Source organism: Methylocystis sp. (genome assembly GCF_051061225.1).
Taxonomy (GTDB): Bacteria; Pseudomonadota; Alphaproteobacteria; order Rhizobiales; family Beijerinckiaceae; genus Methylocystis.
In genome coordinates this window covers 1-22245 of the sequence record NZ_JBPFEB010000096.1, presented here as the reverse complement: position 1 = coordinate 22245, position 22245 = coordinate 1, and the positions used below count along the sequence as shown (strand labels likewise).

At 60.3% G+C, this 22245-nt stretch carries 31 protein-coding genes and 4 pseudogenes; 26 read left to right on the top strand and 9 right to left on the bottom strand.

What is annotated here, in order from left to right; translation table 11 throughout:
• A pseudogene (locus ACR652_RS17540) lies at positions 1–446 on the top strand (oxidoreductase); the annotation flags it as partial.
• Between the two features lie 384 nt (positions 447–830).
• Positions 831–1427, top strand: coding sequence for an HPP family protein (locus ACR652_RS17535; RefSeq protein WP_434507765.1), 597 nt, complete (start codon positions 831–833; stop codon positions 1425–1427).
• 219 nt (positions 1428–1646) lie between these two features.
• Here the strand turns inward: ACR652_RS17535 and mscL are convergent, their stop codons facing one another.
• Positions 1647–2069 (bottom strand): large conductance mechanosensitive channel protein MscL, encoded by a 423-nt coding sequence (gene mscL, locus ACR652_RS17530; RefSeq protein ID WP_434507764.1) that lies wholly within the window; start codon positions 2067–2069, stop codon positions 1647–1649.
• Between the two features lie 462 nt (positions 2070–2531).
• Here mscL and ACR652_RS17525 point away from each other — a divergent pair, with 462 nt between their 5' ends.
• Positions 2532–2918: a DUF2252 family protein gene (locus tag ACR652_RS17525; protein ID WP_434507763.1), complete on the top strand. Its 387-nt coding sequence runs from the start codon at positions 2532–2534 to the stop codon at positions 2916–2918.
• The gene (locus tag ACR652_RS17520) at positions 2915–3874 is read left to right on the top strand and encodes a DUF2252 family protein (protein WP_434507762.1); all 960 of its coding nucleotides are present in this window, start codon (positions 2915–2917) and stop codon (positions 3872–3874) included. Before ACR652_RS17525 ends, ACR652_RS17520 begins: the two co-directional genes overlap by 4 nt.
• A gap of 146 nt (positions 3875–4020) precedes the next feature.
• Here the strand turns inward: ACR652_RS17520 and ACR652_RS17515 are convergent, their stop codons facing one another.
• Positions 4021–4206 carry a hypothetical protein gene (locus tag ACR652_RS17515; protein ID WP_434507761.1) on the bottom strand — a complete coding sequence of 62 codons (186 nt, stop codon included), beginning with the start codon at positions 4204–4206 and terminating at the stop codon, positions 4021–4023.
• A gap of 300 nt (positions 4207–4506) precedes the next feature.
• Here ACR652_RS17515 and ACR652_RS17510 point away from each other — a divergent pair, with 300 nt between their 5' ends.
• The gene (locus tag ACR652_RS17510; protein WP_434507760.1) at positions 4507–4671 is read left to right on the top strand and encodes a hypothetical protein; all 165 of its coding nucleotides are present in this window, start codon (positions 4507–4509) and stop codon (positions 4669–4671) included.
• 36 nt (positions 4672–4707) lie between these two features.
• On the opposite strand, the pseudogene ACR652_RS17505 reads toward ACR652_RS17510, so the two are convergent.
• The 4 genes and pseudogenes from ACR652_RS17505 to ACR652_RS17490 form a co-directional block, all read right to left on the bottom strand.
• Positions 4708–4906 (bottom strand): annotated as a pseudogene (locus ACR652_RS17505) (transposase); the annotation flags it as partial.
• A gap of 87 nt (positions 4907–4993) precedes the next feature.
• The gene (locus ACR652_RS17500) at positions 4994–6001 is read right to left on the bottom strand and encodes a patatin-like phospholipase family protein (RefSeq protein WP_434507759.1); all 1008 of its coding nucleotides are present in this window, start codon (positions 5999–6001) and stop codon (positions 4994–4996) included.
• Entirely contained in the window at positions 6001–6786 is a 786-nt protein-coding gene (locus tag ACR652_RS17495) for a 3-hydroxybutyrate dehydrogenase (protein ID WP_434507758.1), read from the bottom strand. The genes ACR652_RS17500 and ACR652_RS17495 overlap by 1 nt, the downstream gene beginning before the upstream one ends.
• Positions 6787–6905: 119 nt before the next feature.
• Positions 6906–7646, bottom strand: coding sequence for an acetoacetate decarboxylase (locus ACR652_RS17490; protein ID WP_434507757.1), 741 nt, complete (start codon positions 7644–7646; stop codon positions 6906–6908).
• 169 nt (positions 7647–7815) lie between these two features.
• On the opposite strand from ACR652_RS17490, the gene ACR652_RS17485 reads away from it, so the two are divergent.
• The 4 genes from ACR652_RS17485 (at position 7816) to ACR652_RS17470 (ending at position 10133) form a co-directional block, all read left to right on the top strand.
• On the top strand, positions 7816–8124 hold the full coding sequence (locus ACR652_RS17485) for a GYD domain-containing protein (RefSeq protein ID WP_434507770.1): 309 nt from the start codon (positions 7816–7818) through the stop codon (positions 8122–8124).
• Between the two features lie 66 nt (positions 8125–8190).
• Positions 8191–8505, top strand: a complete 315-nt coding sequence (locus ACR652_RS17480) for a VOC family protein (protein WP_434507756.1) — start codon at positions 8191–8193, stop codon at positions 8503–8505.
• Positions 8506–8663: 158 nt separating this feature from the next.
• Positions 8664–9236, top strand: coding sequence for a DUF4334 domain-containing protein (locus tag ACR652_RS17475; protein ID WP_434507755.1), 573 nt, complete (start codon positions 8664–8666; stop codon positions 9234–9236).
• 291 nt (positions 9237–9527) lie between these two features.
• Positions 9528–10133 (top strand): hypothetical protein, encoded by a 606-nt coding sequence (locus ACR652_RS17470; protein WP_434507754.1) that lies wholly within the window; start codon positions 9528–9530, stop codon positions 10131–10133.
• A gap of 561 nt (positions 10134–10694) precedes the next feature.
• On the opposite strand, the gene ACR652_RS17465 is transcribed toward ACR652_RS17470, so the two are convergent.
• Positions 10695–10925, bottom strand: a complete 231-nt coding sequence (locus tag ACR652_RS17465) for a hypothetical protein (protein WP_434507753.1) — start codon at positions 10923–10925, stop codon at positions 10695–10697.
• Positions 10926–11060: 135 nt separating this feature from the next.
• On the opposite strand from ACR652_RS17465, the gene ACR652_RS17460 reads away from it, so the two are divergent.
• The 3 genes from ACR652_RS17460 to ACR652_RS17450 all read left to right on the top strand — a co-directional run bounded on the left by ACR652_RS17460 (position 11061) and on the right by ACR652_RS17450 (position 11969).
• Positions 11061–11225, top strand: coding sequence for a hypothetical protein (locus ACR652_RS17460; protein ID WP_434507752.1), 165 nt, complete (start codon positions 11061–11063; stop codon positions 11223–11225).
• 3 nt (positions 11226–11228) lie between these two features.
• A complete protein-coding gene (locus ACR652_RS17455) occupies positions 11229–11417 on the top strand; it encodes a hypothetical protein (RefSeq protein ID WP_434507751.1) in 189 nt (62 codons plus the stop codon).
• A gap of 120 nt (positions 11418–11537) precedes the next feature.
• Complete coding sequence (locus ACR652_RS17450) at positions 11538–11969, top strand: hypothetical protein (RefSeq protein WP_434507750.1); 432 nt, start codon at positions 11538–11540, stop codon at positions 11967–11969.
• Between the two features lie 81 nt (positions 11970–12050).
• Here the strand turns inward: ACR652_RS17450 and ACR652_RS17445 are convergent, their stop codons facing one another.
• Both ACR652_RS17445 and ACR652_RS17440 read right to left on the bottom strand, forming a co-directional pair.
• Entirely contained in the window at positions 12051–12617 is a 567-nt protein-coding gene (locus ACR652_RS17445) for a hypothetical protein (protein WP_434507771.1), read from the bottom strand.
• A 91-nt stretch (positions 12618–12708) separates the two neighbouring features.
• Positions 12709–13101: pseudogene (locus ACR652_RS17440) on the bottom strand (MerR family transcriptional regulator); the annotation flags it as partial.
• 69 nt (positions 13102–13170) lie between these two features.
• Between ACR652_RS17440 and ACR652_RS17435 the strand changes: the two are divergent.
• The 14 genes and pseudogenes from ACR652_RS17435 (at position 13171) to ACR652_RS17370 (ending at position 22020) form a co-directional block, all read left to right on the top strand.
• Entirely contained in the window at positions 13171–13656 is a 486-nt protein-coding gene (locus ACR652_RS17435) for a mercury transporter MerT (protein WP_434507749.1), read from the top strand.
• Positions 13604–13792: pseudogene (locus tag ACR652_RS17430) on the top strand (GDCCVxC domain-containing (seleno)protein); the annotation flags it as partial. The gene ACR652_RS17435 and the pseudogene ACR652_RS17430, both read left to right, overlap by 53 nt.
• Positions 13793–14550: 758 nt before the next feature.
• Positions 14551–15123 carry a TonB-dependent receptor plug domain-containing protein gene (locus tag ACR652_RS17425; RefSeq protein ID WP_434507748.1) on the top strand — a complete coding sequence of 191 codons (573 nt, stop codon included), beginning with the start codon at positions 14551–14553 and terminating at the stop codon, positions 15121–15123.
• 27 nt (positions 15124–15150) lie between these two features.
• Positions 15151–17061 carry a TonB-dependent receptor gene (locus ACR652_RS17420; protein ID WP_434507747.1) on the top strand — a complete coding sequence of 637 codons (1911 nt, stop codon included), beginning with the start codon at positions 15151–15153 and terminating at the stop codon, positions 17059–17061.
• 59 nt (positions 17062–17120) lie between these two features.
• The gene (locus tag ACR652_RS17415) at positions 17121–17591 is read left to right on the top strand and encodes a HupE/UreJ family protein (protein ID WP_434507769.1); all 471 of its coding nucleotides are present in this window, start codon (positions 17121–17123) and stop codon (positions 17589–17591) included.
• A complete protein-coding gene (locus tag ACR652_RS17410; protein ID WP_434507768.1) occupies positions 17501–17794 on the top strand; it encodes a mercury transporter MerT in 294 nt (97 codons plus the stop codon). The genes ACR652_RS17415 and ACR652_RS17410 overlap by 91 nt, the downstream gene beginning before the upstream one ends.
• Positions 17794–18021 (top strand): GDCCVxC domain-containing (seleno)protein, encoded by a 228-nt coding sequence (locus tag ACR652_RS17405; RefSeq protein ID WP_434507746.1) that lies wholly within the window; start codon positions 17794–17796, stop codon positions 18019–18021. Before ACR652_RS17410 ends, ACR652_RS17405 begins: the two co-directional genes overlap by 1 nt.
• A 70-nt stretch (positions 18022–18091) precedes the next feature.
• On the top strand, positions 18092–18460 hold the full coding sequence (locus ACR652_RS17400; RefSeq protein ID WP_434507745.1) for an ArsR/SmtB family transcription factor: 369 nt from the start codon (positions 18092–18094) through the stop codon (positions 18458–18460).
• Positions 18429–18926 carry an ArsI/CadI family heavy metal resistance metalloenzyme gene (locus ACR652_RS17395; RefSeq protein ID WP_434507744.1) on the top strand — a complete coding sequence of 166 codons (498 nt, stop codon included), beginning with the start codon at positions 18429–18431 and terminating at the stop codon, positions 18924–18926. Before ACR652_RS17400 ends, ACR652_RS17395 begins: the two co-directional genes overlap by 32 nt.
• A complete protein-coding gene (locus ACR652_RS17390) occupies positions 18923–19450 on the top strand; it encodes an arsenate reductase ArsC (protein WP_434507743.1) in 528 nt (175 codons plus the stop codon). The genes ACR652_RS17395 and ACR652_RS17390 overlap by 4 nt, the downstream gene beginning before the upstream one ends.
• Before the next feature lies 1 nt (position 19451).
• The gene (arsC, locus tag ACR652_RS17385) at positions 19452–19868 is read left to right on the top strand and encodes an arsenate reductase (glutaredoxin) (RefSeq protein WP_434507767.1); all 417 of its coding nucleotides are present in this window, start codon (positions 19452–19454) and stop codon (positions 19866–19868) included.
• A gap of 18 nt (positions 19869–19886) precedes the next feature.
• A complete protein-coding gene (gene arsD, locus ACR652_RS17380) occupies positions 19887–20246 on the top strand; it encodes an arsenite efflux transporter metallochaperone ArsD (RefSeq protein WP_434507742.1) in 360 nt (119 codons plus the stop codon).
• A gap of 5 nt (positions 20247–20251) precedes the next feature.
• Positions 20252–20950, top strand: coding sequence for a TRC40/GET3/ArsA family transport-energizing ATPase (locus ACR652_RS17375; protein ID WP_434507766.1), 699 nt, complete (start codon positions 20252–20254; stop codon positions 20948–20950).
• A 14-nt stretch (positions 20951–20964) separates the two neighbouring features.
• Positions 20965–22020: an ArsA-related P-loop ATPase gene (locus ACR652_RS17370; RefSeq protein WP_434507741.1), complete on the top strand. Its 1056-nt coding sequence runs from the start codon at positions 20965–20967 to the stop codon at positions 22018–22020.
• The last annotated feature ends 225 nt before the right edge of the window (positions 22021–22245 follow it).

The following is a 22245-nucleotide window of genomic DNA, read 5'->3' as shown; positions in this document are numbered from 1 at the left end:
TTCATATCGCCGGCCCTCTTGGAACGTGCATTTATGAAGGCGTCGATCCCGAGCAGCCGATGGCGCTGATCGGCTCGGGCACTGGCCTAGCGCCTCTGATCGGCGTCCTACGAGACGCTCTGAGGCGCGGACATCGTGGTCAAATCCGGCTTTATCACGGGGCGCGAGTGCGCGAAGGACTGTATCTGCACGATCATCTGCGGGCGCTGACGAAGAGGCACGCCAACCTCCACTATATCCCGCGCGTCCTAAGCGACTCCGGAGCTCACGGCGGCGACGTGGCGGCGGCGGCGCTGGAGCATGAGAACGCACTCCCCCACACGGCATTCTTCCTCTGTGGGGGCGAAAAGTTGGTAGGCCGCCTCAAACGCGATCTCTATATGAAGGGCGCCAGCCTCAAGCAAATGCGTTCGGATACGTTTCTTCCCGCGGGCTCGGGTCGCTGAGGAAACGTGGCCCGCCGCCACGGCATTCCTTTTGGTTCATCGGCCAGGCGTGCCGGTATGGTGGTCGATGTCCTCGTCCGTCGTCCCGTGGATTGTCGGAATGGCGCCCATGTACGGCGGCGCTGTAGCAAATCCCGAACGGCAAAGTCTTGGTCGAGCAAATAGAGTAACCGCCAACGCTTTTCAGCGTCACTTCGGCAGGCTCCAAGCCGACCACGGGCCTTGCTCTCCTCGGCCTATGCGATAGCCCACAAACGGGCTTCTTTCTCTGCGACGCGGGAAAATCGTTGGAAGCGGTATATGAACGACAGAAGCGGAGCTTGGATGCGCGATGAGAGCCCTAAACCGATTCGTTTCGACGCTTTCATGCAAGGCGCCTGAAGAATGAGTCCTATCTCCACAGACGACTCCCGAAATGCGCCGCCGCTAAATCCAGAAGTCGTCGAATTCAGAAATCGCCGCGGCCGTAGCCTAGTATTATGGCTCTATCCTGCGATTATGTCTGGGTTAGCCATCGGGGCTATTGGAGCGCTTGCGTTAGCGGCCGATCAACCCTGGCTTTTCCCCAGCCTTGGGCCGACCGTTTTTCTGCAGGCTGTCACGCCGCAGGTACCTGGCGCAAGGATGTGGAATACAATCGTCGGCCACGCTATCGGCCTTTGCGCGGGGTTTGTGGCGTTGTTTGCATTCGACGCCCAAAGCACACCAGCGGTCATGAGCGGTGAGATTCTGTCAATGCAGCGGGTGGCGGCAACGGTTCTTGCAGTCTCTGTAACGGTTGGCTTGCAATCGGTTTTGAATGCTCAGCATCCCCCTGCCGCGGCGACCACCATGCTTGTCACGCTCGGCGGCCTGAAGCCGAACTGGAACACGGTTTCTATCGTCACAGTCGCGGTTCTGTTCGCGTCCGCTGTCGGCTTGATCGTTAGAATGTGCCATCCCTCAACTTCTCGAAAAGACCAATGCTGGCGACATCTGTGACGCAGAGGGAGTGTGCTGCCCAATTTTCGGATCTTTGTGTCGAAGGTGGACGTCGCCGCGTCCCAAACCTACGGTCAGCCCTGCCCACGGAAAAAATTCCACGACGGGAAATCAGCTTTCCCAAATTCGAACCGGGCGCTCGTTTGAATAACGTCGCCTTGGGTTCATACATGTCACAAAAGGCCTAAACACGGGAGGCGGCCTCCCGTGGTTGGAAGATCAGAGCGTTCCCGAGCGTCCGCGAATTGCGTCCCGAATTTCTTCGAGCAGCAGTTCGGTTCGCGGCGGCGAAGGAGGAGCGGCTGGAGCCTGCTTCTTCAGCCTTTCGAACTGGCGGATGACGATAAAAAGGACAAAAGCGACAATAAGGAAATTGACCGTGATCGTCACGAATTGTCCATAGCCGATCGTCGCCCCGAGTTTCTTCGCTTCGTCATATGTCATGTCGGAATGCGCCGCGGGCGAAAACGAGTAATAATAGTTCGAGAAGTCCAACCCGCCCGTCAGCTTGCCGATGACCGGCATGATGATGTCGTCAACTAGCGAGGAGACGATCTTGCCAAAGGCGGCGCCAATGATGACGCCGACGGCGAGATCGACGACGTTGCCTCGCATGACGAAATTCTTGAAATCCTGTAACATGATGGTCTCCCTAGATATCCTGAAGGCGAAGCCAGAGGCTGCGCCGCGAGTCCCGCTCTTCCAACGAGTGTCGCGCTAACGGACGCAGGATAGAAGAGAACAGGGCCACGCCCGCGGATTCTGCGCCGATGCGTAGGGCGGCGCAAACATCGATTTTTTAAAGATCATCCCTAAATGCCGAAGCCGAGGGTCATTCCCGCGGGATCTCAAGCGCAAGCGGACACTCCTCCCCGAGCTTCACAAGCCCGGAAGGGTTCGATCAAATCAGGACGCTTCGTCGTCTGCGGACCACAATCAAGGGGACCGCCCAGTGTCAGACGCCAGGATAGCTTCCTAGGACACATTGACGCCTACGGCCGGTTCTCCGATCCTGGCGGTATGATGACGACGGAAGGCTCCCTGGCGGTCTCGCCCCGATAGGGCGCTTATCGAAGAAGAACTGATTCTCGAGGAAGCACGAAAGTGACGGAGTTTCTTCAAGGTCGCGCGGACAGATTCAGGCGGGGCAAAGAGCTTCGCCAGCGAACGTCGCGAGAAACCCATGCGGAACTTGCGGGCGTTCACGACCGGGACGCTGTCGCCATCCTCACCGCAAATGACGTAAGTTGTCTGCCCGAGCTTCTGCCGGAGCGCTACAGGCGAATGGCGGTAGACGCCTTTTCCTTCTTTCGCGGCGGCGCCGCCATCATGGCCGCGGACCTTGCGCAGGCGCCCATAGCGGGTGTCGCGGTGCAGGCCTGCGGAGACTGCCACCTGATGAACTTCGGCGCATTCAGCACGCCTGAAGAAAACATCATGTTCAACGTCAACGATTTCGACGAGGCGGCGTCGATTTCACCTTCGACGTGAAGCGTCTCGCCGCAAGCGTCGCGGTGGCTGCGGATGCGGCGCAGATTAGCAAGAAGCTTGCCCGCGCGCTCGCTGCGGCGACGGTCGCCTCCTATCGCAAGCATATGCTCGGACTCGCCGAGCGCTCGCCGCTGGAGGCTTGGAACAGCCACATCAATCTCGAGCAGGAAATGAAGCAGATGGGCCACCCCGGCCTTCAGCGCAATCTGCGCCGGGTGATCGCCAGGGCGCGCGGAGAGGGGCTGGAGAAGGACGACAATTTTCCGCGGCTCGCGCAGAGCGGCGAGCTGAAGATCATGGACAGGAAGCCGACGATTTTCCACCTCGATCCATCGGCCATCGATCCCGCGCGTCTCTTCGAGTCCTACAGGCAGGTTCTGCCGCCGGACCGTGTCTTTCTCCTGGATCGGTATCAGCTGAAGGATCTCGCTTTCAAGGCGGTCGGCGTGGGCTCCGTGGGGACATACTGCTTCATCGGGCTGTTCGCCAGCGGCGACGCCGAGCCGCTCTTTCTGCAGGTCAAGGAGGCGCGTAAATCGGTTCTCGAACAAACGGGCGCGGCGCCCTATGAGGGGCATCAGGGCCGGCGCGTCGTCGAGGGGCAGCGCACCATGCAGGCCGCGACCGATATCTTTCTCGGCTGGACCGAGGACGCAGCGTCAGGGCGGCAATTTTATATTCGACGCCTCAAAAACCAGCGGCTTCGCGGCGTCAGCGACGTCGCGGAACACGAGGCGCTTGCGGATTACGCGTGTCTATGCGGCCGAACGCTCGCACGCGCCCATGCCCGCTCCGGCGATCCCGCAATGATTGCGGGCTACATGGGCAAGGGCGAGGCCTTCGACGACGCGATCGCGTCCTTCGCCACGCTCTACGCCGAGCGTTCAATCGCCGATTACGCCGTTTTTTTGAAGGCGAGAGACGCGGGCTTCGGCGGCGGCCTTGCGGGGCGCTGATTCGTCGCTTTCTGGAAAGCTCTCAGAAAGCCGTGCGGAGAGATGCAGTCTTCTTCGGTCTGTCCGGGATCCAAGGCTTGCCCGGACAAAAAGAAGGCCCGAATTGCTCCGGGCCAAGTCTGGGGAGGAAGAGTGTAAGTGGCTGCTTAGGCCAGTCGCTCGACGAGGACGGATTTGCCCTGCTGCCGCACCTTGAACCGCATGCTGTGACGCTGGCCAAACATTTGGGCGGCGCTGCGGATATTTCCAAGGGAGACGCCAAAGTAACGCCAGACGTCGCCCAGCTTGAATTCGGCGAAACCGTATTTGTTGCGCTTGTCGCTCTGTTCCATCGCGGGCGTGTGCCTTTCTAGTGCGGGAGGGTGTGTCGGTGATATATGAGGAAAAGCTAATATATTCAAGCGTTGCTGTCAGCGCTGACCGATAATTTCATTGGGCGCCGGCGATTTCTCATCTGTCTCGAGCCTACTTCATGGCTTCGTCAGACAATCAAATGGCTCCGTCAAAATCTACGCGGAGTCCGGCCGCAGAACGAACGTAACGATGTTGTTTCCGAGATTCCTGGAAAGCATCGCAGCCCACAACGCCCCCGAGCGTGCGGCCGTGCCGCTCGGCAAGGCCAAGAGGTCCTGATGATCGTCGATGACGATCCGACGGCGGGGCATCTCACCGTTTTGCAGGAATTGGGCTATTGCGTGCTCGAGGCCGATGGCGGCAAGGCGGCGATCGAAACGCTTAGCGAGCATCCCGAGGTCAAGATGCTGGTGACAGATGTCGTGAATGCCGGAGATCGATAGGGCTCAGCTCACTGGCGGTGTCGACGTCACACTGGTCCGCGTCTCCCAGTCACGATCGCGATAGCCGTTGCGCTGGGCCAGCCGATCGGGCGAGCACTCGCCGAACGCGGCGCCGGTCTCCGCGCCGATCTCCATCTCCATCAGCCGCTCGGCGGTGAACCCGATCATCTCGCGCAGAAATCGGCGTCCGGGGCCTTTTCAAAAGCGCTCGCAGGGTCATCATCTCGTCGGCCATCGATGGGTTCCTCGGTTGCGTTGAGATTCGCAAACCGACCCTAACACCCAGGGCGTCCGCCGGATATCTGGCGGCCAACCTGCTGCCCTAAACAAGCTGTTCCTTCAATTCCAGCGTGCCCCTGACGCCTATCGACTCGAAGTTTTCCTCGAGGAACTTCCTTCCCACCTTATAGCCGATGTCGAATAGTTCGAGAAAAAAATCGAAATCGGCTTCCATCTTGGTGTCGGGGCCGTATCGATCGAGCGCGGGACCTCCCTCGACTAGGTGAAGCAAAACCTTCTTATAGTGGGTGCCTCGCAACCGTCCCGAATCAACGAGGCGCGCAACGAAGTCGATTGCGCGGAATTCCTGCAGGAGCGGCGCATTGAAAGTGATCTCGTTGAGGCGGGCCATAATTGCGGACGATGTGCGCGGCACGTCGTCACGCCGGATCGGATTGATTTGCACGAGAATCACATCGCAGCATTCGGTCTCTGTATAGAGTGGGTAAAGCGCGGGATTGCCCATATAGCCGCCGTCCCAATAGGCCTCGCCACCAACCTCGACCGCCTTGAAAATTGTGGGCAGGCAGGCCGAGGCCATCAGCATGTCGATCGTCAGTTCCGGACGCCGAAAAATACGTGCCTTCCCGGTGCGGACGTTCGTAGCCGCGATAAAGAGCTTGAGATCATCGGTGGCGCGAAGCGCCTCAAAATCGATGAGTCTGCATATGACGTCTCGCAGCGGATTGATGTCGAGCGGATTGAAATCGTAAGGGGATAAATATGCGCCTGCGTTTTGCGTGACAGCATTGCGTAGCCTGAGGGGATCCCAAACTCCCAGGAACGCGTCAAAGAGTTGCCGCTGCTGATCGGACATGCCGCCATCGAGACTTACGGCCCGCCAAAATTCCGCAAGCTGCTTGCGGGCGCGATCTGGTCCGCCTTCGCGAAGGCCATCGGCGTAAACCGCGGCGTTCATCGCGCCTGCGCTTGTGCCGCTGATCCCGGTCACATCCAGCCGACCATCGGCGAGAAAAGCATCGAGCACGCCCCAGGTGAAGGCGCCATGAGCGCCACCGCCCTGCAGCGCGAGGGTGACCTTCTTGCGCATCAGCCAGCCGTCCAGCCGCCATCCATTGAAATATTGGCGCCGGTGATCTGCGACGCGGCGTCCGAGCAGAGGAATACGGCCAGCGCCGCGACCTGTTCGACGGTAACGAATTCCTTGGTCGGTTGCGCCTCCAGCAATACGTCGTGAATAACCTGCTCGCGGGTCAGATTACGGGCTTTCATCGTGTCCGGTATTTGCTTCTCGACGAGCGGCGTCCAGACGTACCCGGGCGATATGCAGTTCGACGTAACGCCATAGGCGGCGAGTTCGAGCGCGACGACCTTGTTCAGGCCAGCGATGCCGTGCTTGGCCGCGACATAGGCGGCCTTGAACGGCGAGGCGACGCGGGAATGGGCGGACGCTGTATTGATGATGCGGCCCCATTTTCGCGCTTTCATGCCCAGCGCCGCCGCGCGGATCGTATGAAAGGCGGAGGACAGATCGACGCCGATGATCTGGTCCCATTTCTCGACGGGAAAATCTTCTATGGGCGATACGTATTGAATGCCCGCGTTATTGACGAGAATGTCGACGGACCCAAGCTTTGCCTCGGCATTCGCGATCATCCCGGTGATTTCCGCCGGCTTCAGCATGTCGGCGGCGTCATAGAGGCAAGTCACGCCGAATTCCGTCTCGATCGCGGCCCGTTCCTTTTCAATGTCGGACGCCGCGCCCAAGCCATTGATCACGACATTCGCACCCTCTTTCGCGAGAGCGCGGGCATAGGCAAGACCAATGCCGCTGGTGGAGCCTGTCACGACCGCATTGCGTTTCGAAAGAGACATGTTTGCTCCCATGAATGATCAACTGCGCATAAGCTTGGCTATAACGCCAGCCAGGAAAGACGAGCAAGGCAGAGGCGGGCAAGGCGCCATGCATCGTAAGCGTTGCCACGGAAAGGCGACTATTTGGCCAAATAGTCGAAAACGACCTCGCCAAGCGCGAGCGTAAGATCGGCCTTGAAGTGCACGGCCGACACAATTTCCCGGACGGGGAGGCGCGCGACGTCGCAGGCGACATGGGTTCGCAATTCGAGCGCCGCCGGAGAGGTCCAGGCGCCCTTCATTACGACGTCCGTCATCTTGTAGCGCACGAGTTCGCAAATGCGCGCTGAACCGTCGACATGCGGAATGATCTTCAGGAGAAAGTTCGGCGCGACAAGCGATTTGGCGATTGACGTCTCGTCCGCGATGCGATGCTTGTAGCCGATCGTCGCGTTGACGCAGAGAGCGGAGCCATAATGCAGGGTGCAGACCACGATGTCGCCCTCATGTGAAATGCGCGGCGACGCCAACTTTTTCGGAAAACCCCACAATTCGCGGCCGCCGAGGATCGGAGCGTCGTCATCGAGATACATGGCGTGCACATACGAGCCCTTCTCGCCTTTGAAACGGACCGGGATTGCCTGCCCGCTTTCCGTGTAATCGCCAAAGCCAGTAGAGTCGGGCATTCGGATGAATTCATATTTGACGATTGGCTCATCGACCTCGAGGGGCTCAGGGACTACCGCAGCCAGCGCCTCGGGATCGGTGCGATAGGTGATGACGATGAATTCTCGATCATAGAAACGATAAGGGCCGCGTGGATAGGCGGGGTTCGTCAGCGGCATAGCAAAGGCCGTCTCGCGCACAGCGTCTATCTTCATTCTTTTCCGCTCCTGTTGATGGCTCAGCTTATCGCACATTAACCGCGAGAGGCGGTCAATTCAGGGAGATTTCTGAAAAAGGCGAGAGACTCGGGATTAGCCAAGGCGCCGCTGTTTTTGACCGGGCGGCCATGAACGATCTCGCGAACGGCGAGTTCGACCAGTTTGCCTGATCTCGTATGCCCCGGCGGCCTGGGCCGCTTTCCTCCGCACGCCGCAAGATCGCGCGGCCGCTTCCGACGCTTTGCTACAGCGCCTTGGCGGTCGCTTGATCGGGCTCTATTACACGCCAGGCGCGGATTATGATGGTTTCGCGCTGTTCGAGGCGCCTGACGACGCTACTGCAGCCGCTGCCGAGATCGCGGACGTTGCTGGGGGGCATCTGAGCCGTAACCGTATAGTTCGAATCCTATCGGCCGAGGAGATGCAGGCTGCGCTCCAGAAGGGCGCCGACGCCCCAATTATGGCCCCTCGTTAGTGTTTGATGAATTCTGAGGCAAGCAAATGGTGAAGCGCTTCGATCACCTTACGATTGTCGTGCGGGATGTCACCCGCGCCAAAGAATTCTTCGGCTTTTGGGGTATGCGGAGGCGACCTCCGTCATCATCTCGGGGGAGGAATTCGCCAATTACATGGATATATTCATCCGGAGCCTCTGCCTGACCCTTATGTTCGCGATCTGCATAAGCTCGGCTTCAATCACGTCTGCTTTGCAGTCGATAATATCGAGGCCGAAGTTGCCAAGCTCACGGAGAGAGGATTCAAGACACGCAGCGAGATCATGGATTTCCACTCGCGCAGTCTCGTGTTCATCGAAGGTCCCGAAGGCGTCACCATCGAATTGGCGCAGTGGGTCTGATCCGGCCGCCATCACGTGCGCGGGATAAGCTTCTCTATAGTATCAGATGAGCGCGCAGCAAGATCGGACCTGTACTTATTGGATTTTCTAGAGATAAAGGCCGCAATGCTGCGCAAAAGCATGCGAGGCGAGCCGAGATACTTAGAGGGAAAACAACATTGACGCCGACACCCATGGATATCCCGCCCACTAACCTGGCCCGGCTCAACGAGATCGAGAGCAGCGCAACCGCTGAAGCGGCTATGGTCCTGTTCGATTCCCTTCCGGCAGTACAGCTTGATACAATGCTCGGGTCATGGCGCGGCAGCGATCTGAAAACAGGCCACCCGCTCGAGGGCATGTTGGAAAGCTTAGGCTGGCATGGCAAGCGATTTGGCGGTCCAGAGGACGTGCACCCCCTGGTTTTTGAAAAATCCGGAGGAGAGCTATTTAGCGTCAACCCATCGATGATCCCGGTAAGCTTCATCATCCGGCATGCACGCCTGTTCAGAAAATCTGGCATGGCGCGCCTCTTGAAGAACTTCGTACGAATCCTGGGCACGAATAAACCCAAGGCACGGCTGCGCATGACTGAATTTCGCGGTGTCCTAACGACGACAATGATCTATGACACGTTGCCCATCAACGACATCTTCCGAATGGTTGATCAGGACACTCTTGTTGGGGTGATGGATCTGCGCGGCGCCAATGAACCGTTCATGTTCGTTCTTAGGCGGGAAGGCGCGGGCTGAAGAAGGTTGTTTATATTAAAGAGACGGCCGGCGAGTCGGAAACCGCACTGCCTTTCTTCATCGCTGAAAGTAGACTGACGTGACCGACGCCCAGAAACTCACACCTGCGCTCTCGAAGTCTGAACGCGACCGACTGAGGCGAGAAATATGTAAAGGACTGGCGGACAGAGCGGCTGGCTGCGTCAAAGACCTCATGTTGACGCCATCCTTGCTAAAGGAAAGGAGCTATTGCAGAAGCGCTCAATCTCCAATGTAAGGCAATTCGGAGTTGATGGTCGAAAGACGCTCTTCTTGCTCATTCTCCTTTTCGCGATCCCCGCGGACGACTGCTCCGCGCAGACACCGCCGCCCCCAGTCGACGAACATGTGTTCGAGCGCGTGCCGCCGACAGTCGTGAAGAGATTGGCGACCCGCTTTTCGCTAGGCGCATTCGCCGGCCGCTTCGAGGAGACGCGGCTCGGCGCGGTTCGCGAAGCCGTGGGCGAAGGGACCATCCAACACCAAGGCGACGCTGGAGATAGCATCTATTGGCTGTGTTATCGGCGCGCACAGCATCGATTATGGGTGGTGTCCAGCGGAGAGATGGGCGGCCCGGACCATCTCGTCACGGAGATCGTTGAAGAGCTCACCGAGAAAGACGCCGGGGCCTCGACCGATTGCGCCATCATCCCGGAAAAGTTCTCGCCCGTCGTCTTCGACAGCAAGCTGCATTTAGGTATGTCGCGTCAGGAGGTAATCACGGCGTCGGGACCGCCGTCGAAGTCGGAAGCTGCTCAGATCGTGTATTCTCACGAGGGAAAGCTCGCAGACGGTTTCGATGAGACCGCTTGGCTCATTCTCGGATTTCGTGAGGACAAGCTCGTGTCGATGCGCGGCGGCAAGACCACGACGAATTGAAGTGGCTGCGAGCAGCGTTCGCGCTGCGCGACGGATGCGAGCGAGTCACGCTCGCTCCCGCACCAGCCCCATCACATACCCCAGCTTCTCCACCACCTTCGGCGACAGTACGAACGGATAGAGGTTTATATGGCTCCTGATCACGCAGGTGTAAACGGTCGTGCGTTTCGCCCACCCATCTAAACCGGGCCACGCCTACGGGTGTGGCTATTTTGCAACTACCGTCTGAAGATTTCCACCTGACATTGTTCATGTGCTCGGCCACGCTTTGCCAGCATCGCAGACGCGGCTACCGTCCTCTTGTTTTCAAGAGGGCTTTCAAGCGGGCAGTTGGCGGCCTGCCTTTTGGATCGCCTCCGGGCGGGCCGTCCATTCCCCATGTGCTGGAAGGATCATGGCCGTGTCGCAAAACCCAAAGTTTACGCACAGTGCGCCACTTACCGCCGACGCCCTCACGGAGTTGTTCGAGGCGCTCATTAACTGCGAAACCACCCGGGAGGCCATGAATGAGGCGCGCGCAATCCTTGCCGAGTTCGGTCGCGGGGATGCAAGGGGGATAGATCAGAGCGACGCGCGATAGGGCGGCCCGCTCATATCCTGCCGGGAGCAAGAATGATTGATGCGGCTGGGGCCACCGAGGTCAAAACAAAAACTTGCTACGAGCCGACCGAGGAAAACTGTGAAGTTCCTGACGTGACGGATATAATCCTTCTGGGCCTTCTCCTTGAAATGACGGACCGTCATGTCGTCGATCATGCGCTGGCGCAAGAGGTTGATGTGGTTGTCGATCATGGGAATGCTCCTGTCTCACACGAGATTGCGAGCCCCATGATCTTGAGACGCGATTAGCTTTCCCGTTATGCCGGCGCCGCTAGGCGCCGGCGGGGCGAGGGCGTGGCTAGGCCCTCCCACGATTAGATTCGCCAATTGGCGGTCTATGTGAAACCTTCGAAGTTATCGATGCTCGACAAGGCGGAGAAAACTTACCAGCTCCTCGCGGCGTTGAAAGCGGCCGCGCCTTTCGAGGTTGAATTGACGCCGCCGGTGATCGCGCATCTTCGGACGCAACAGATCGCCGTCAAGCCACAGTAGATCGTGACGGAAATCTCATACGCCGGCGACGAAGGCGGGATCGTCTGCCACATGGCTCCAGAGCAGGGCCGTGATGCGCTTGTCGTCTCGCTGACCCATGTGCGAACGAAGCGTTCTTTGCCGTTCGACGCGGCTGTGCTCGACTACCAGAAGCATCGACTGAAGAAGTTGAAGAAGCAGAACAGGGCCTAATCCCAACTCCCCGGAGCGCCCAACCGCTGATCGCGAGCACTACCGCGAGAGCGGTTTAGTCCTTTGACCCATTGCGGACGCCCGAGCGGGCCGTTTCCATTCGCGCGAAATGCTGATTGAATGAAACGGGCGCTATCTTCGAGTGTCAGAAACGTGCGCCTAAAGCGCATTGGCGAAGCGGAAAAGCTGAAGAACGAGGAAACGATGAAGTCATTATTATTGGCGAGCCTCTTGCTGCTCGGACTTACCATGACGGGCCAATCTGTCGAGGCCGCCGACGTACGCATGTACATCCGGCACGAGGTCCACGACTACGCCACATGGCGAAAAGGCTACGACGCTTTCAGCGCTGAACGAGAAAGGATGGGTGTGGCCGGCGCGGCCGTCTATCGGTCGGTTGACAACGCGAACGACGTTACGGTCACGCATGATTTCAAGAGCGCGGACACAGCCAAGGACTTCGCTACCTCGGCGCGAGTGAAGGAGGTAATGGAGAAGGCTGGCGTCAAGGGCGCTCCACAAATCTGGCTCACGACCCGTGCCGTGGAATAGCGATTCAGTGGCGGGCGAATGGCCGTTATTGGGTCAAAGCTGACATTGCTTGACAGGAGCGGCAATGACAAAAATCGCTAATCAAAAACGCGTGACCAACAGGCCGATCGCGAGACAATAGAGCACCGGGAGCCACGCCACTGTCAGGATGAGGGCGAGCGCCCAAATAAAAAGGACGCCGGGGGTCTCCCACACCAACAGCAATGCAGCCGAAGCCGAGCTCGCCAGGCGCAGGAGCCTCGGCTGTGCGCCTTTCCGATCGGGCGGAGCCTCACGGGGCATATCGTCGGTCGGCGGTTCGCCATGCACAATAAAGCGGGCGATGTCGCTCCAGTGCGTTTCGCGGATGCCGGCTTCATGCGTGCCAACGATGAATTTGGCTTCATGCAGATCGCAATGACGGCCCGGCGACCGGTGCGCGTCGAAGCCGTCATAGCCCGCGCTGCCGATGTCGAGGAGCGTTGTGAAGGTTTGGAACGCTTTGGCGAAGAGCGCGACGACGATTTTCCTTTCTGTCTGGCAAAAGCGTGTCCCACGGGTAATCGTATCGCACGACGCTGCCCGCGGAAACGACATGATGAGACTTGGCCGCCGGGTAGCAAAGCAGCGCGCGCGCCAGTAGATAGGTGCCGTTGGAATGGCCGACATAGGAAAAACGCGCATTCGGACAGAGCGCGCGCATCAGCACTATTGATCCATGAGCCAACCTGTTTTCCAGTGGCGCACCCAGGTGGCCCAACGTAGTCAGCATATTCAGCACGGGACATGGCGGGGCGGGGTCGCCCGAGCAGCGAGAGATTGTCTCGGAAAGAATTCCTTCCAGTCTGGCGAGGTCTGCGAGTTTCGCCCGCACCTCGTCGAGATGTGTCCGCGCAATCTCTCTCACGTCCGCACAGGAGGCGCGGGATGGCTCCGCGAGCGCCAGCAGGGCGCGGATTTGCTCGATGCCGAAGCCAAGCTCGCGGGCGCGGCGGATGAAGGCCAGCCCGCGAATATGGGCTGGTTCGTAAGCGCGATATCCGCTCGTGGTTCTTGCGGGCGGCGGCATGAGCTTGATGCGCTCGTAATAGCGCACGGTCTCGAGATTGACGCCCGCCGCCGCCGCGAGCTGCCCGATGGTCAAGAATTTCACGGATTTTCCTCTTGCCCCCGTAGCCGCTACGGGGTGCAGAATACCCCCGCCATCAAGCAAGAGCGAGCCATGACCATCAACGACACCGCGCAAGAAACGACGCCAGCCGCTTCGTCTCCCGCCAACCTGCCAGCCTCGCCAAAATGGTTTGCAGTCTTGGGGCTCATCACCGGATTCGGCGCGGTCGTCGCCTCTTCGTGCTGCGCGATCCCGCTCGGGCTCGCCGCGCTCGGCGCCGGCGCGGGCGTTCTCGGCGGGCTCGAGGCGGTCGCCGAATGGCGAGCGCCATTATTGCTGGTCAGCGCCATGGCAATTGTCGGCGGTTGGGGCGCGTGTTGGCTGAAACGCGCTGTTGCCTGCGCCTTCGGCGAGAGCTGCGCGTCGCCGCAGCGCTCACGCGCCACGCTGGCGCTTCTGCTGTGCGCCTCGGTAACCGTGGTGTGGCGGCTGCAAGTTGGGGCTACATCGACCCTGCGCTGCTCAAGCTGCTTCGGGGCCGCTGATGCAACGTATCTCGATCATCACCTGCCCGACCTGCGCGCGCCAATCGGCTGAGACAATGCCGACCGACGCCTGCCAGTTTTTCTATGAATGTAAGGGCTGCGGGGCGCTGCTCAAACTAAAGGCGGGGGATTGCTGCGTCTTCTGCTCTTATGGCGACGTTCCGTGCCCGCCAATTCAGGAAGCAGGGGAGCAACGGCGCCCCGCCGCATGCTGCTTCGATCTCAGATCTGGAAATTATGGAGCATCGAGAGGCGATCGCCGCATCGTGCCGCACTCGCGTCGGTTGGGGCAACAAGCGATGCGTGCTGTCATGTTTCGTTTTGCGCCGGACCTACCATTGTCGGTGGCGGCGATAGTAAGAGACGGGATCTGCATTGCCCCGAGACCCTTTTAGCAGGGCGGGCCGATCGCTCTTCTATTGGGGACGCTCAGCGTCCAACTGCAAGCCCAGGGACGATTTCCAGCGCCTCGGCAGGTGACCGGAACGGCATCGAGTTAACCTCGCCTCCGGTGAAGTAGCGCTCGCCAGGAGTCGCAGAGCCACGGGGAGGGCGGGGGTAGTCGATGCGTGGCCCAAGCGCGGTGGCGTGGGGCTCCCGCCATCCCTCGCCATTTTTCGCTGCATGCCTGGGGATGGCGGCCGCACCAGAGGCCTGCTCGATAGTCGTCAAGCCCAAAGAGGCCCAAACGGCGTACCCGAGCTGCGCGGCGCACTTGTTCATTTCCAGGCCTTCCTTGCCCTTTCGGGGCCAAGCTACGCCAAACGTGCGGCGCGTTCAGCCAGCAGCGCTCGCTTTCGCCTTCTCCCGCATCGCAACTGTGACACAGTTGCCACAGTATGCATAATGCATCAAGTGCTCTTATCGGAGCAGTGGATCATCAACCTTACCTCACGATAAAGTCCGGCCGACTGGCAGTCTAGAATCTTGCACGGGCGGCACGCAAATGCGATTGAATCCAAATATCACGGTTTCTGCAATCGGATTGACGGCTTCTTTCGCCGCCGCTGAAGCCTTGGCGCAGACGACGCTGTCGACCATTACGGTCGGCCACGTCCATGCCGTCACACATTCGCATGGCGGCAAAACGCATACCCACGCGGTCTACCACACGCATGTTATACCGGCGCCCCGCGGCATCACGCCGGTCGTCGTGGCTGAGACCAACGACGGCTTCGACTCCTCTGCGCAGCAGAACACGGCGCTCGGGCCAAAGATTGACTATCCCGCCCCGCCGAAAGAAATGCCCTCGTCCAGCGAGCGTTTCTTCACGGGTGACCAGTTGAATACGATTCCCTCCTTTCGACCCGGCGAGGCGCTGGAGGTGGTCCCCGGTCTCGCGGTGACCCAGCACAGCGGCGAGGGCAAAGCCAATCAATATTACCTGCGCGGCTTCGACCTGGATCACGGCACCGATCTCGCGCTCTATCTTGACGGCATGCCGCTGAATATGCGCACCCACGGGCACGGGCAGGGCTATTCCGACGCGAACTTCGTCATCCCGGAAATGCTCGCCTAAGTCGACGCCCGCAAGGGTCCCTACAACGTGGAGGACGGCGACTTCTCAAACGCCGGCACGATCCGCATGCAATATTTGCGGAAGGTTCCGCAGGGCGTGTTCTCGACAACCGGCGGCGCGTTCAACTTTGGCCGCGTCTTTGGCATGAAATCCTGGGAGTTCGCCGGCGGCGACATTCTCGGCGGCGGCGAAATCTCGACCTACGACGGGCCCTGGCTCATTCCCAACAACGCCCGCAAAATAAATGGCGTCCTGCGCTGGTCGCGCGGCGAAGAGAACGACGGCATGTCGATCACCGGCATGGCCTACGCCAATCGGTGGAACTCAACCGATCAAATCCCGCTGCGAATATTGGATTATGGATTTTCGCGCTGGGGCAGCATGAACCCCACCGACGGCGGCGATACAACCCGCTTCAGCCTGTCCGGCCGCTGGGCGCAGGAGACCGCGAATTACTGGTCGAAGGTCGAAGCCTTCGCCATGCATTCGACCCTCGATCTTTACAATGACTTCACCTATTTCCTGGCCCATCCGATCATCGGTGACCAGTTCCGCCAGTTCGACCGCCGCACGATGATTGGCGGCAACGCCTATCACGCGATCAAGTTCAACGTCTTCGACAGGGAAAGCGAATTCAAGGTCGGCTTTCAGTCCCGCTACGACTACATTCGGGTGGGCCTGCAGGACACCGTGCGGCGCTTGCCCTACGACGCGGTGCGCAACGATCATGTCGGAGAAGGCAGCATCGCGCTCTTGACCGACGTGAAGACCAGATGGGCGCCCTGGCTCAGAACCGTCGTCGGCGCCCGCTGGGATTATTACTGGGGCAGCAACACCGGCCTCCAGGTCTATTGGGATTCGCCGCTCATTCCGGGCGTCGACGCGGCCGGCTTCGACCCGACCAATCCGTTTCGCGTTTGGACCGGGCCCATCAACAGCGGAACGTCAAACGCGCAGCTCATCAGCCCGAAGGCGTCGGTCGTTGTCAATCCGTGGGACGACAAGACGGATTTCTACTTCAACTTCGGCCGGGGGTTTCATTCGAACGATTTCCGCGCCACGACGCAGCGCGTCGCCACCTCTGAACTCGGGGACGACGGCAACTATCTCGCGGTTCGACCGCAGGGTCTGCTCTCGCCCTCGACCGGCGCCGAAGTTGGCGTGAAGACCAAAGCGATCGACAAGCTCGAGAGCGCCGCCACCCTGTTCTTCATCCGGACCGCGCAGGAGAACATCTTCGAGGGCGACAGCGGCAACACCGTAATCGCACGCGGCGCCGATCGGATCGGCGTCGAATTCACCAACCATTATCGGCCCCTCTCCTGGCTCGCCTTTGAGGGCGACCTGACCGCCGTCCACGCTCGCTTCAGGGGCTTTGACAAGGACCAGGCGCAACTCATCAATGATTTGCTGCAGCCGGGGGCCTTTGAATGGGGCGCGTGGCAGAGCAACGCACCGGGCAATTACCTGGTCAACGCCACGCCCATCATCGCCACGGCTGTCCTCGAATTGGGCGAGGCGACAGGCTGGTTCAGCAACTTCAAATATCGATACATCGCACCTCGCGCGCTGACCGAGGACGGCTTCCTCAAGAGCCCGGCGATCGGCACGGTGAACGGCCGCGTCGGCTATCGCTGGAAAGAGGGGTGGAAGCTTCAGCTCGACGTCTTCAACATGTTCAATTCGCGCTCGCAGCAGATCGCCTATGGCTATGGCTCATTCATCCCGCAGGATCCGCTCTTCCGCGCCTGCACCGGCGCCATTATCGCCCCGACGACCGACGCCGTCTGCGGTGTCGGCCAGATGGGCGTCCACGGACATCCAATCGAGAAAGTTTCCTGGCGCCTGACCTTCGGGGGGCCACTCGACCTCGATCAGAGGTCCACGAAGGGGCCTGATCTGACCGAGCCCTTCCAGCTCGTGAAGTTCTGGGAGTAAAATCGCCATCGCGCTGTCGATCATCTATATCGCGATAGAAAATTTCTTAAGGCGAAAAAATCGACGGACGCTGGAAGGATACTTTTGCTTTCGGATTTACCCACGGCTTCAGCTTCGCGAGCGGACTGATCGAATTGGGGGTGCCCCAGCGCGCCGTGGTTGCGGCTCTTGCGAGTTTCAACATCGGCGTTGAAATCGGACAGATTGGCGTCATTCTCATAGTCATCCCGATTTTGTTCTTGATGGACAGGCTTTTTCCTGGCGCTGCGGCAAAGCCAGTCGTTGCATTGCAAAAGGCCGTCGTGCCCAAGCGGGAGGCGTCGAAAAAGAAGCGCAATATTAAGGCGGCCAAGCAGGTTAGCAGTCCTTTTCCGAAAGATCTGCAGTCTTGGGGCTCATCGCCGGATTCGGCGCGGTCGTCGCGTCTTCGTGTTGCGCGATCCCGCTCGGGCTCGCCGCGCTCCGCGCCGGCGCGGGCGTGCTCGGCGGGCTTGAGGCGGTCGCCGAATGGCGAACGCCATTCTTGCTAATCAGCGCCTTGGCGATTATCGGCGGTTGGGGCGCATGGTGGTTGAAACGCCCTGTTGCGTGCGCCTTTGGGGAGAGCTGCGCGTCGCCGCAGCGCTCACGCGCAACGCTGGCGCTTCTGCTCTGCGCCTCGATAACCATGACGGCGGCGGCAAGTTGGGGCTACATCGACCCCGCGCTACTCAAGCTGTTTCGAAGCCGCTGATGCAGCTCGTTTCAAGCATCACATGCCCTTCCTGCGGCCATCAATCGGCTGAGACGATGCCGACCGAGTCCTGCCAGTTCTTTTATGAATGCAAGGGCTGCGGCGCGCTGCTCAAACCAGGGGATGGGGACTGCTGCGTCTTTTGCTCCTATGGCGACGTTCCGTGCCCGCCAATTCAGGAAGCAAGGGAGCAACGACGCCCCGCCGCCTGCTGCTTCGGCGCATAGAAGGCAAAGCACATTAACTGCAAGGCGCTATGGGGCTTGACCTGAATAACATTTCCATCATATTAGAAAGATGGAAAAACAAGAAGCCATCGCCGCCCTTGTCGCGCTCGGTCACGAGACGCGGCTCGATATTTTCCGGCTGCTGATGCAAGCAGGGCCGGATGGGCTTCCTGCGGGACAAATTGGCGAGCGGCTCGGCCTGCCGCCCGCGACGCTGTCTTTCCACCTCAGCCAGCTTAAGCACGCAGATCTTGTGACCTTCCGGCGCGCAAGTCGGTCGCTGATCTACTCGGCGGCTTATCCGGTCATGAACGCGCTGCTCGCTTACATGACCGAGAATTGCTGCCAAGGCGCAGCCGCCTCTTGCGAAGCTGCCGCTCCTTCAATCTGCCAGCCAAAGGGAAGCGATGAAACGCCTGCACGTGCACGTGTCCGTTGAGGACCTTGCGGAGTCCGTCCGTTTTTACAGCGCGCTTTTCGGGGCTGAGCCGATCGTCGCCAAGCCCGACTACGCGAAATGGATGCTGGACGATCCGCGCGTAAACTTCGCGATTTCGGCGCGCGGCGCAAAAGCAGGCGTCGATCATCTTGGGATTCAGGTCGAGACGCCCGAAGAGTTGAGACAAGTCTATAGCCGCCTGCAACAGGCCGAACGGCCTGTGCTGGAAGAAGGCGCGACAACCTGCTGCTACGCCAACTCTGAGAAAGCGTGGACCTCCGACCCGCAGGGCGTCTTGTGGGAGTCGTTCCTGACAACCGGCGACAGCACTGTCTATGGCGATGACGAGACGCTCGCAGGTTTTCGCGCCGGCCGCGGCAAGCCTGAGGCTTCCCCCTGCTGTGGCTCCAAGCCTGCGCCGGTTATCGAAACCGCTTGTTGTTCTGGAACGGGATCCAAAAAATGACCGACCGCGTCTACAACGTGCTTTTTCTCTGCACGGGCAACACCGCTCGCTCGATCATGGCGGAAAGCATTCTCCGCAAGGACGGCTCCGGCCGCTTCAACGTCTTCTCGGCGGGAAGCCATCCCAAGGGCGTTATCAACCCCTACGCCTTGAAGACTCTGGAGGCCTGTGACTATCCGACTGACGGCTTTCGCTCAAAGAACTGGGAGGAGTTCGCGGCTCCCGGCGCGCCAGTGATGGATTTCGTGTTTACGGTCTGCGATAACGCGGCCGGCGAGACCTGCCCAATCTGGCCGGGTCAGCCCATGACCGCGCATTGGGGCATTGAAGACCCGGCTGCGGTCGAGGGCTCAGATTTGGACAAGCAGCGCGCCTTCGCGCTCGCCTTCAGATACCTCAAGACCCGCATTTCGCTCCTGCTGGCGACGCCTATCCACCGCCTCGACAAACTCAAACTGAAGGCGCGTCTGCGTGAAATCGGCGAGTCCGAAGGGGCCTCTCATGGCCACAAGACGGACGCCTAATGTGACGATCACCATCTATCACAACCCCGCCTGCGGGACCTCGCGCAACACGCTAGCGATGATTCGCCAAAGCGGCGAAGAGCCAAACGTCATCGAGTATCTTAAAGACCCGCCGACGCGCGAGCGGCTCATCGAGGTGCTCAAGACCATGGGCATCTCCGCGCGCGAACTGCTGCGTCAAAAGGGGACGCCCTATGACGCGCTCGGCCTTGGCGACCCCAAATGGACCGAAGACGAACTGATCGGCTTCATGCTCGAATACCCGATCCTGATTAACCGGCCGATCGTCGTGACGCCGAAAGGCGCGCGGCTATGCCGGCCTTCCGAGGCCGTGCTCGATATTCTCCCCAACCCGGACATTGGCGCCTTCACCAAGGAAGACGGCGAAGTTGTCCCCGGCAAGGCCTCCTTACTCTGACTTTTCGAAAGGCATCAGATGACCACCATCCAGGTTTTCGATCCCGCCCTTTGCTGCAGCAGCGGCGTCTGCGGCGTCGAGACCGATCAGGCGCTCGTCTCCTTTGCGGCGGATGTCGATTGGGCGAGAAAGAACGGCGCGCAAATCGAGCGCTTCAATCTCGCCCAGCAACCTCTGGCCTTCGCCGACAATGCGACCGTGAAAAGCTTTTTGGAGCGCTCGGGCCAGGAGGCGCTGCCGCTGGTCCTCGTTAATGGCGATATCGCGCTTGCCGGACGTTATCCGAACCGCACGGAGCTGGCGCGCTGGGCGGGCGTCAAGGAAGCGACCGAAGCGCAACAGGGCTCATGCTGCGGCGGCAAGACCTCTTGCTGTTGAAGACGATGAAATTCCTCGAAAACGCGCCGCGTTTCCTCTTCTTCACCGGCAAGGGCGGCGTCGGCAAGACCTCGATCGCCTGCGCGGCTGCGATCCGACTCGCGGAGGCCGGACGCGGCGTGCTGCTGGTCAGCACGGATCCGGCGTCGAATGTCGGCCAGGTCTTCGGGATCTCGATTGGAAACAAGATCACCGCAGTTGACGCCGTTCCGCGGCTTTCTGCCCTCGAAATCGACCCGGAGGCGGCGGCGCAAGCCTATCGCGACCGTATCGTCGGCCCGGTGCGCGGCAAGCTGCCGGAGGCCGTCGTCAAAGGCATTGAGGAACAGCTTTCGGGAGCCTGCACGACCGAAATCGCCGCCTTCGACGAATTCACTGCATTGCTGACCGATACGGAAATCACCTCGGCTTACGACCATATTGTTTTCGACACCGCGCCGACCGGCCACACCATCCGCCTACTGCAGCTGCCCGTCGCCTGGTCGGGATTTCTTGAGGCCGGGAAAGGCGACGCGTCTTGTCTTGGGCCGCTGGCAGGGCTCGAAAAACAGCGCACGCAATACAGCGCCGCTGTGCGGGCGCTGGCGGACGGGCAACGCACCCGCCTCGTCCTTGTCGCCCGCGCCCAGAATTCTGCGTTGCGCGAAGCGGCGCGCGCACCCATGGCGAGCTGGCCGCGATCGGCCTTACCCAGCAATTCCTGATCGTCAACGGGCTGTTGCCCGAGGAAGAAGCGGCGCTCGATCCGCTTGCCAAGGCAATTCACCGACGCGAGCAAGCGGCCCTGGCCGCCATTCCGGACGAGCTGTGCGCCTTGCCCCGCGATGATGTGCCGCTCAAACCGTTCAACCTCGTCGGCCTCGACGCGTTGCGCCAGCTCCTTGTGGAAATCGCGCCCCAGCCGGACGCGGCGGGAGAGCCGGTCGCGATCCGCGCACCCAGCCTCTCCGATCTCGTGGATGACATCGCGGCTGACGGCCATGGGCTGGTCATGCTCATGGGCAAGGGCGGCGTCGGCAAAACGACGCTGGCGGCGGCGGTCGCTGTCGAGCTGGCGCGGCGCGGGCTGCCCGTTCACCTCACCACCTCCGACCCGGCCGCGCATCTCGCCGAGACGCTGCACGGCTCCATGGCGCATCTGACGGTCAGCCGCATCGACCCGCACGCCGAAACCGAGCGCTATAGGCAGGAGGTGCTGCGGACGAAAGGCGCGAAGCTCGACGCCCAAGGGCGCGCTTTGCTCGAAGAAGATTTGCGCTCGCCCTGTACCGAGGAAATCGCCGTCTTTCAGGCCTTCTCGCGCATCATCCGCGAGGCCGGGGAGAAATTCGTGGTGATGGACACGGCGCCAACCGGCCATACGCTGCTGCTCCTGGACGCGACGGGCGCCTACCACCGCGAGGTCGCGCGCATGCTCGACGCCAAAGGCGCGCATTACACGACCCCGATGATGCAGCTTCAGGATTCGAAGCGCACCAAGGTCCTTCTCGTCACCTTGGCGGAAACCACGCCTGTCCTTGAAGCGGCCAATCTGCAAGCCGATCTGCGGCGCGCCGGCATCGAACCATGGGCATGGGTCATCAACAACAGCGTGGCGGCGGCGCGTCCGCGCTCGCCTCTCCTACGCATGCGCGCGCAAAACGAACTGGCGGAAGTGGAGAAGATGGCGAGACTCCATGCCTGCCGCTACGCCGCCGTGCCGCTGCTTGAGGAAGAACCGGTCGGCGTGGAGCGCCTTTTCAAACTGGCCGCGCCCCTCAGGGAACCGGCCTAAGCCTGCTTTAGAGGAAGAGTAACGGCCATGAGTGAAGCCTCAACCCTCCCGCATCCGCCTCAAACCCGCCAAGCGCCCGCCATGGGCTGTTGATTTCCGCTGAGAGTTGACCCGGGAGAGCGGGAAATTTCCGCTGAGAATTGACCCATGTTCTGAACCCGCCCTGGCTGTTTTCAGCGGGGGTCGACGGAGTGATAGACATGGCGTTATTGAGCGTTATCCGGC